8 protein-coding genes are annotated in these 5,341 nt (G+C 44.1%); 2 read left to right on the top strand and 6 right to left on the bottom strand.

Features of this window, described 5'->3' with window-relative positions; translation table 11 throughout:
- Positions 1–105, top strand: a 105-nt coding sequence (locus tag IM509_RS15250; protein ID WP_271946612.1) for a transposase, incomplete at its 5' end; no start/stop codon positions are given.
- Positions 106–457: 352 nt separating this feature from the next.
- Here IM509_RS15250 and IM509_RS15245 read toward each other — a convergent pair.
- From IM509_RS15245 to IM509_RS15220, 6 genes are all read right to left on the bottom strand, one after another.
- On the bottom strand, positions 458–1,276 hold the full coding sequence (locus IM509_RS15245; RefSeq protein ID WP_185238071.1) for a DUF4351 domain-containing protein: 819 nt from the start codon (positions 1,274–1,276) through the stop codon (positions 458–460).
- Positions 1,277–1,439: 163 nt separating this feature from the next.
- Positions 1,440–2,186 (bottom strand): hypothetical protein, encoded by a 747-nt coding sequence (locus IM509_RS15240; protein ID WP_052277620.1) that lies wholly within the window; start codon positions 2,184–2,186, stop codon positions 1,440–1,442.
- A 79-nt stretch (positions 2,187–2,265) separates the two neighbouring features.
- Positions 2,266–2,583 (bottom strand): hypothetical protein, encoded by a 318-nt coding sequence (locus IM509_RS15235; RefSeq protein WP_052277621.1) that lies wholly within the window; start codon positions 2,581–2,583, stop codon positions 2,266–2,268.
- A gap of 42 nt (positions 2,584–2,625) precedes the next feature.
- A complete protein-coding gene (locus tag IM509_RS15230) occupies positions 2,626–2,943 on the bottom strand; it encodes a hypothetical protein (protein ID WP_002757707.1) in 318 nt (105 codons plus the stop codon).
- A 65-nt stretch (positions 2,944–3,008) separates the two neighbouring features.
- Positions 3,009–3,464 carry a hypothetical protein gene (locus tag IM509_RS15225; RefSeq protein WP_052277622.1) on the bottom strand — a complete coding sequence of 152 codons (456 nt, stop codon included), beginning with the start codon at positions 3,462–3,464 and terminating at the stop codon, positions 3,009–3,011.
- A gap of 102 nt (positions 3,465–3,566) precedes the next feature.
- Positions 3,567–4,139, bottom strand: a complete 573-nt coding sequence (locus IM509_RS15220; protein WP_260441382.1) for a PEP-CTERM sorting domain-containing protein — start codon at positions 4,137–4,139, stop codon at positions 3,567–3,569.
- 353 nt (positions 4,140–4,492) lie between these two features.
- Between IM509_RS15220 and IM509_RS15215 the strand changes: the two genes are divergently transcribed.
- Positions 4,493–5,224 carry a DUF3782 domain-containing protein gene (locus tag IM509_RS15215; RefSeq protein ID WP_287717122.1) on the top strand — a complete coding sequence of 244 codons (732 nt, stop codon included), beginning with the start codon at positions 4,493–4,495 and terminating at the stop codon, positions 5,222–5,224.
- The last annotated feature ends 117 nt before the right edge of the window (positions 5,225–5,341 follow it).

The raw sequence follows: 5,341 nt of genomic DNA, 5'->3' as shown, positions 1-5,341 counted from the left end.
ATTGAGGGAATGAATACCAAAATAAAGCTTATTAAAAGAATGAGTTATGGATTTACCAATTTTGAACATCTTCGACTTAAGCTGTTTGCTTGCTTTAATTCATAACAAAAATTAACACACGAAAACCAGAAGAGCCAATTCTCCACCTCTGACATCACTCAATACCCGATATAATCCCGATTAATTCCCAAAAACGATCGCTTTAATAGACACTTAATTTTACCACTGACCACTGCGCTTACACCAGATACAGGGGTTAAGAGAGAAAAATTTCTGAGTGCCACCCTCCCCAACGAAGTTTTTGATAAGTTCTGCTGGTATTACCGGGTTATTCTCCTCACAGGGAGAAAATTGATAGATTTCTGGTTAGTGTATCACAAGCTCAAGAAAAGGATAGCCAAATGCTTGCAGCTACCCTGTGCTGAGAGCATGGACTGGAGAATTAGTTCTCTTGTACTTAATTTATTTGGCAATTTTCTAGCCATTGTTCTAAATCTTGTAGTGACTGAAAATCTAACAAAGCTTCGCCTAAGTTTTCTAACTGTTCTAGGGAAAGACTGCGGATCTTCGGGGATAATTCCGGTGAAATGCCACCTATACGGCGATTTAATTGACGTAAAACGAGGTTAGCTTCTCCCTCTTGTAAACCTTCCGACCAGATTTCTTGATAGATAACAGATTCTTTCATGATGTCTTTCCTCAATAATCGTTGAATGATGTCTTTGTTTAATACTAACCCGGCTAGAATGGCGGTAGATGCGGCCAGATTGCTTTGTTCTCGACTATCGCTGATTTGCTCGATTTCTTGGGCAATTTGCCCCAGTAAGTTTTCTGGTTTCTCAGCTTGAGCGAGTATAGCGAAGGGAAATAGCCCTGGCGCTTGTAATAAGGTTTCTGAGGGTTGTTCCCAGAGTCTAATCACTTCAAATTGATGATAGGTTTTCCCTTGTTGATAGTCATTTTGTCGGACTTTGGGGGAGTTACTTTTCCTCAGATAAATCACCACTTGATGGATGGGTTTATGGGGATAGCATCGATAGAGTCTGGTGGCATAATCGAGCATTCTATAGGGAATGTCTTCTTTAGGGTCAGTTTGGAACTCGATATGTAAGATTAATTCTTCTGACTCCAAAAAGATTAACGTATCGGCTCTAATCGGTTCTAGGGATAATTCTGAGGGTTTAATTTCCGTTAAGTCTAAGGGTTTTCCTAGTAACCAAGTGGCTAAGTCTCTGGAATATTCAAGGGCGATAAATTTACAGGTGGAATCATACATTTTCAATTCAAATACAGGTCAAGCCTGACCTGTATTTTAACAAAATTAAACCCCTATCCCCAAAAATAACCAAAGGAGGGGTAAAACCCCTCCTAAAGACCAAGATATACTCAAAACTATCCTCAATGGGGATTTTATGCTTGGCGCTTACGAGAAGCAGCACCTAACCCCCAAAGATGATCGCTTCAAAAATCTCGTAGCGTTCCTTGCCGATGCGAATAATATAGATATCGTCTTGTTTCGAGGCGCTAAACGCTCCAGGAGCTGCCTGACTGGTATCTGCACCGATCGCTTTTCCCTTTTCAAAGAAAATGATACGCTTGCGACCATCGGGTTTGGTAACAGTGACATCCGCGCTACCGTTGCCCCGACGAGTGACACCAAAGGGACAAGATCCCGCCGGTTTTCCATCGCCCATCGAACAGGTAACATTACCCGTAGCATGGTAATTTGTCCCCGGTACTTTGGCATCGCTTTGGTTGTAATTATTGGAAATAAAGATTTTTAGGCGATAATTAGCCACTTCATTATTCCGGGCCGAGTTGCGAGTCAAACCCACTTGGATCGTATAATCGCCGTCCGCCGGTAGGATTCCCTCGTGGGCATTACCGACATTGTTCCCGATAACCATCGCCGCGTCTTTGCCCGGGACTTTTCCCGGTGCGAAAATATTGAAAGAAGCGCCCCCGTTATCACTCAAGAGGCTAACCGACATATTTTGTCCAGCATTGGCGCGAATTAGGTATTGAACGACTTGTTCTCCCTTGATTTTGCCTTGAATAGTGGTTCCTTCGGTTCCGGCTTTGAATTGCACTCGTTCTTTACGGATTTCGCTGAAAGCGGGGGAAGGCAGAATAACCGGGGTGGTGATTAAGGTGGCCAGTAAAAAAGCGGAAAAGAGTTTACGCATGATTTAAGTTTTTTCCCAAGTTAATTAGATGTTTTACAGCGATCGCTAGATTTGTTGACAATTGTACTATAACGTCCGTCTAGTTTTTTTCCGAACGGGCCGATTTCGCTTTTTCTAGGGTGTCTTGACAGTTGATTTTGGCGAATTCTTCGATTTGTTCTGGTTTCAAATTAAAATCTGAACCCGCTCTTGCTTTAATTTGTTTTAAGAGTTGATCGGTTTCCGATTGGGTTAGTAAACCCGCTTGTTTTCCCGTTTCCGTGGCGACACAAACACCGTAGGTTACACCACCTGTGAATCCGAGGGTTCCCAAGAATTTCCCTCCTAGAAACAATCCGATACCCGCACCGATAACACCCGTAGTAATAGCAATTAACAACACATAAACGGGTTTCATGCTTTTTTGATCTCCTCCAATGAAGACTAAGTGAGCGTGTTATTACATAGCGCCTTCGTCCACTTTGGAATAGGGTAGGTTTTTGATAAATTTGACGATCTGGTTGCCGTTGCGGTTAAAGGAACATTGGAAGGTATTGACCATTTTATCCGTCTCGTAAGTGCCATTCACTGCGTGAGTGCCGTCGGTGCGTTGTCCTTCGTATTTGACAACGATATTACCCGGCGAGGTTTTATAAGCATTAGCGGCGCGAGATTTGCAGGCCGACAACATGGTAGCAGTATTCGCGGCATAAACTGGTAAAGTAGCGACGAGGGCGATTCCGGTGGCGATGGCGCTGAATTTTATAGACTCGAACATGATTGATTTTCTTACAGAGTAAGAGGGGCGATAATCTCTAGGATGCGTTCAAGATTTTTCGATAACTACCTAATCGTTACCGAGAAGGTGAAAGGAACGGTATGATTGCCGTCTTTCGCTTCTCCCATGAGATAGACACGAATGGTATAGTCGCCATCTTTGGGGAGTTTAATTTTAGCCATGGCGTTGGGTCCTTGGGCAGAACTGTTATAAATCGCTACATTATTACTACCCGGCGGCAGGATATTAAAAAATACACTATGCTTGTCTTCTGGGTTGCCTGTCCCATCATCAGCAAGAGAAACCATCAGGGTTTGACCTTTTCTCGCTCTTAAGACAAAATCTCGGTATTCACGCCCTGTAATTGTCCCGTTGAGGGCGGCCATATCACTGCCCCGTTCAAAGTTCACTCTACCGCTTAACTGCGCTTGTAGAGGGGCGGTTAAACCCAAACCAAGGGATAAAGCGATCGCTACGGAAGCTAAAACGTTTCGAGGGGAAATAAGCGGAAAATGTTTCATGTTTATTTTTTGGGAAAGAGACTAGGGAGTAAAAATAATTTCGTCTCCCTAGTCGGGTAAATTGTCAAGGGGTTACGGAATTTTTAGCGGCGGAAAATCCTTTTATCCCTTGCGCTTGCGAGCTAATGCCCCTAAAGCACCCACTGTTACTAAACCTAAGATAGTACCCGGTTCGGGAACGGAAGTAGCGCGAGTAAATGTCAGTGTTGAATTATTTGAGTCTAAAACTCCACTTGAAGCATCAGCAACCCCGTTTGTACCGAATAGAGTTCCGAGAGGAGAATTTAATCCAAATGCATTTGCATTTGGAGAACCCGTTACAACAAATTGACTACGAGCGAATTGAGTACCAGACAGAATGATATTACCACCCACAACATTAAAAGCATTAGGACCCAGTGATGGGAATGTACCAATAACCGGTAGCGTGTATCCTAAAGCGGCAGGAGCGGAGGTGACGGAAAGAGCGGTAGCCGCGTATATCCCATCCGTGGTTAGTGCCGCGTCCGGCAACTCTATTGTCCCAGAAACTGTACCACTAACCGGGCCATCCACATTCGAGAAAGAAAAGCCAAAAGTAGCGGCGCTCGCACCAGATACAGGAGCGAGTAAAGATAGACCGATAAGGGCGACCCGACCACCGATCGATTTTTTGATAAGTGTTGATAATGTCATAGGTTTAAACTCCTCACAGAAAGGAATAAAGATAAACAGTCGTCAATATAGGGGAGTTTACGGAAAAGGTGATATCCGAAAATTCCTTATTTTTTTTGACCCCTTCCCGTTTTCTTAATACTTTTTTAAGAATTGGCTGAAGGCATTACCCTGAGAGGCTTGGAAAAATAGGAGTTCGGGCGATTCAGTTGAAGGGGCGCACCGCTACGCCGCTCCCTGCGGGATCCCCCCTAAGCGTACAGGAGAGCGAAGATGAATGTTTCAGTGAATTAACACCTGTCCCAAAAATGACTGGTAATTTGGTAGTACAATTATAGTAATCAGTAAAATAAGGAGGATTAAAGTAAATAACTATGTCTCAACCGATTACCATCGAAGATATCTATAAACTTTTCGAGAAAACTAACGAAAAGTTTGAACAATCACGCCAAGAATACGATCGCCGGGCGGCCGAAGCCAAGGCCGAAGCCGATCGCCGGGCGGCCGAAGCTGATCGCCGGGCGGCCGAAGCCAAGGCCGAATACGATCGCCGGGCGGCCGAAGCCAAGGCCGAATATGATCGCCAAGCGGCCGAATACGATCGCCGGGCAGCCGAAGCCAAGGCTGAAGCCGATCGCCGTTTAGCACAGCTAGAGAAAACAGTGGCAAATACCAGTCGTGCGGTGGATAGTTTAACCACTCGCTGGGGAAGATTTGTCGAGGAATTAGTGGAACCTGCGGTTATTCGCCTATTTCGTGCGAAGGGTATCGATGTCAAAGAAACCTACAGTCGCGCTAGGGTAAAACGCCAAGGAATCGCCATGGAGATTGATATTTTAGCCGTCGATGAAACCGAGGTAGTTTTAGTCGAATGTAAGTCTCGTTTATCGAAAGATGATGTTAATGAATTTCTAGAAAAATTAAGTCGATTTAAAGAAGCATTTCCCCACTATAAGAACTATCAAGCTTATGGTGCAGTGGCAGGAATAGAAATAGATGAAGGAGTAGATCGTTATGCCTATAAACAAGGTTTATTTGTGATTAAACCATCGGGAGAAACAGTAGAAATAATTAATGATTCTGGCTTTGAGCCTAAGTTATGGTAAAAGAATGATGCTCCCATCATAATTTTTTTCCCCCCTTCCCGTTTTCTTAATACTTTCTTTAAGGATTGGCTGAAAGCATTGCCCTGAAAGGCTTTGAGAAACAGAGGAGCGGGCGAT

The sequence above is a fragment of the Microcystis sp. M31BS1 genome (genome assembly GCF_020245285.1).
GTDB classification, from domain to species: domain Bacteria; phylum Cyanobacteriota; class Cyanobacteriia; order Cyanobacteriales; family Microcystaceae; genus Microcystis; species Microcystis panniformis.
The sequence above is the reverse complement of the archived record's forward strand: the minus strand, read 5'-3'. Positions and strand labels throughout refer to the sequence as shown.

Bases quoted from the DNA above. Each gene is read 5' to 3' on its own strand.
- IM509_RS15245 (WP_185238071.1), bottom strand. From the start codon at position 1,276: ATGTATGATTCCACCTGTAAATTTATCGCCCTTGAATATTCCAGAGAC.
- IM509_RS15240 (WP_052277620.1), bottom strand. From the start codon at position 2,186: ATGCGTAAACTCTTTTCCGCTTTTTTACTGGCCACCTTAATCACCACC.
- IM509_RS15235 (WP_052277621.1), bottom strand. From the start codon at position 2,583: ATGAAACCCGTTTATGTGTTGTTAATTGCTATTACTACGGGTGTTATC.
- IM509_RS15230 (WP_002757707.1), bottom strand. From the start codon at position 2,943: ATGTTCGAGTCTATAAAATTCAGCGCCATCGCCACCGGAATCGCCCTC.
- IM509_RS15225 (WP_052277622.1), bottom strand. From the start codon at position 3,464: ATGAAACATTTTCCGCTTATTTCCCCTCGAAACGTTTTAGCTTCCGTA.
- IM509_RS15220 (WP_260441382.1), bottom strand. From the start codon at position 4,139: ATGACATTATCAACACTTATCAAAAAATCGATCGGTGGTCGGGTCGCC.
- IM509_RS15215 (WP_287717122.1), top strand. From the start codon at position 4,493: ATGTCTCAACCGATTACCATCGAAGATATCTATAAACTTTTCGAGAAA.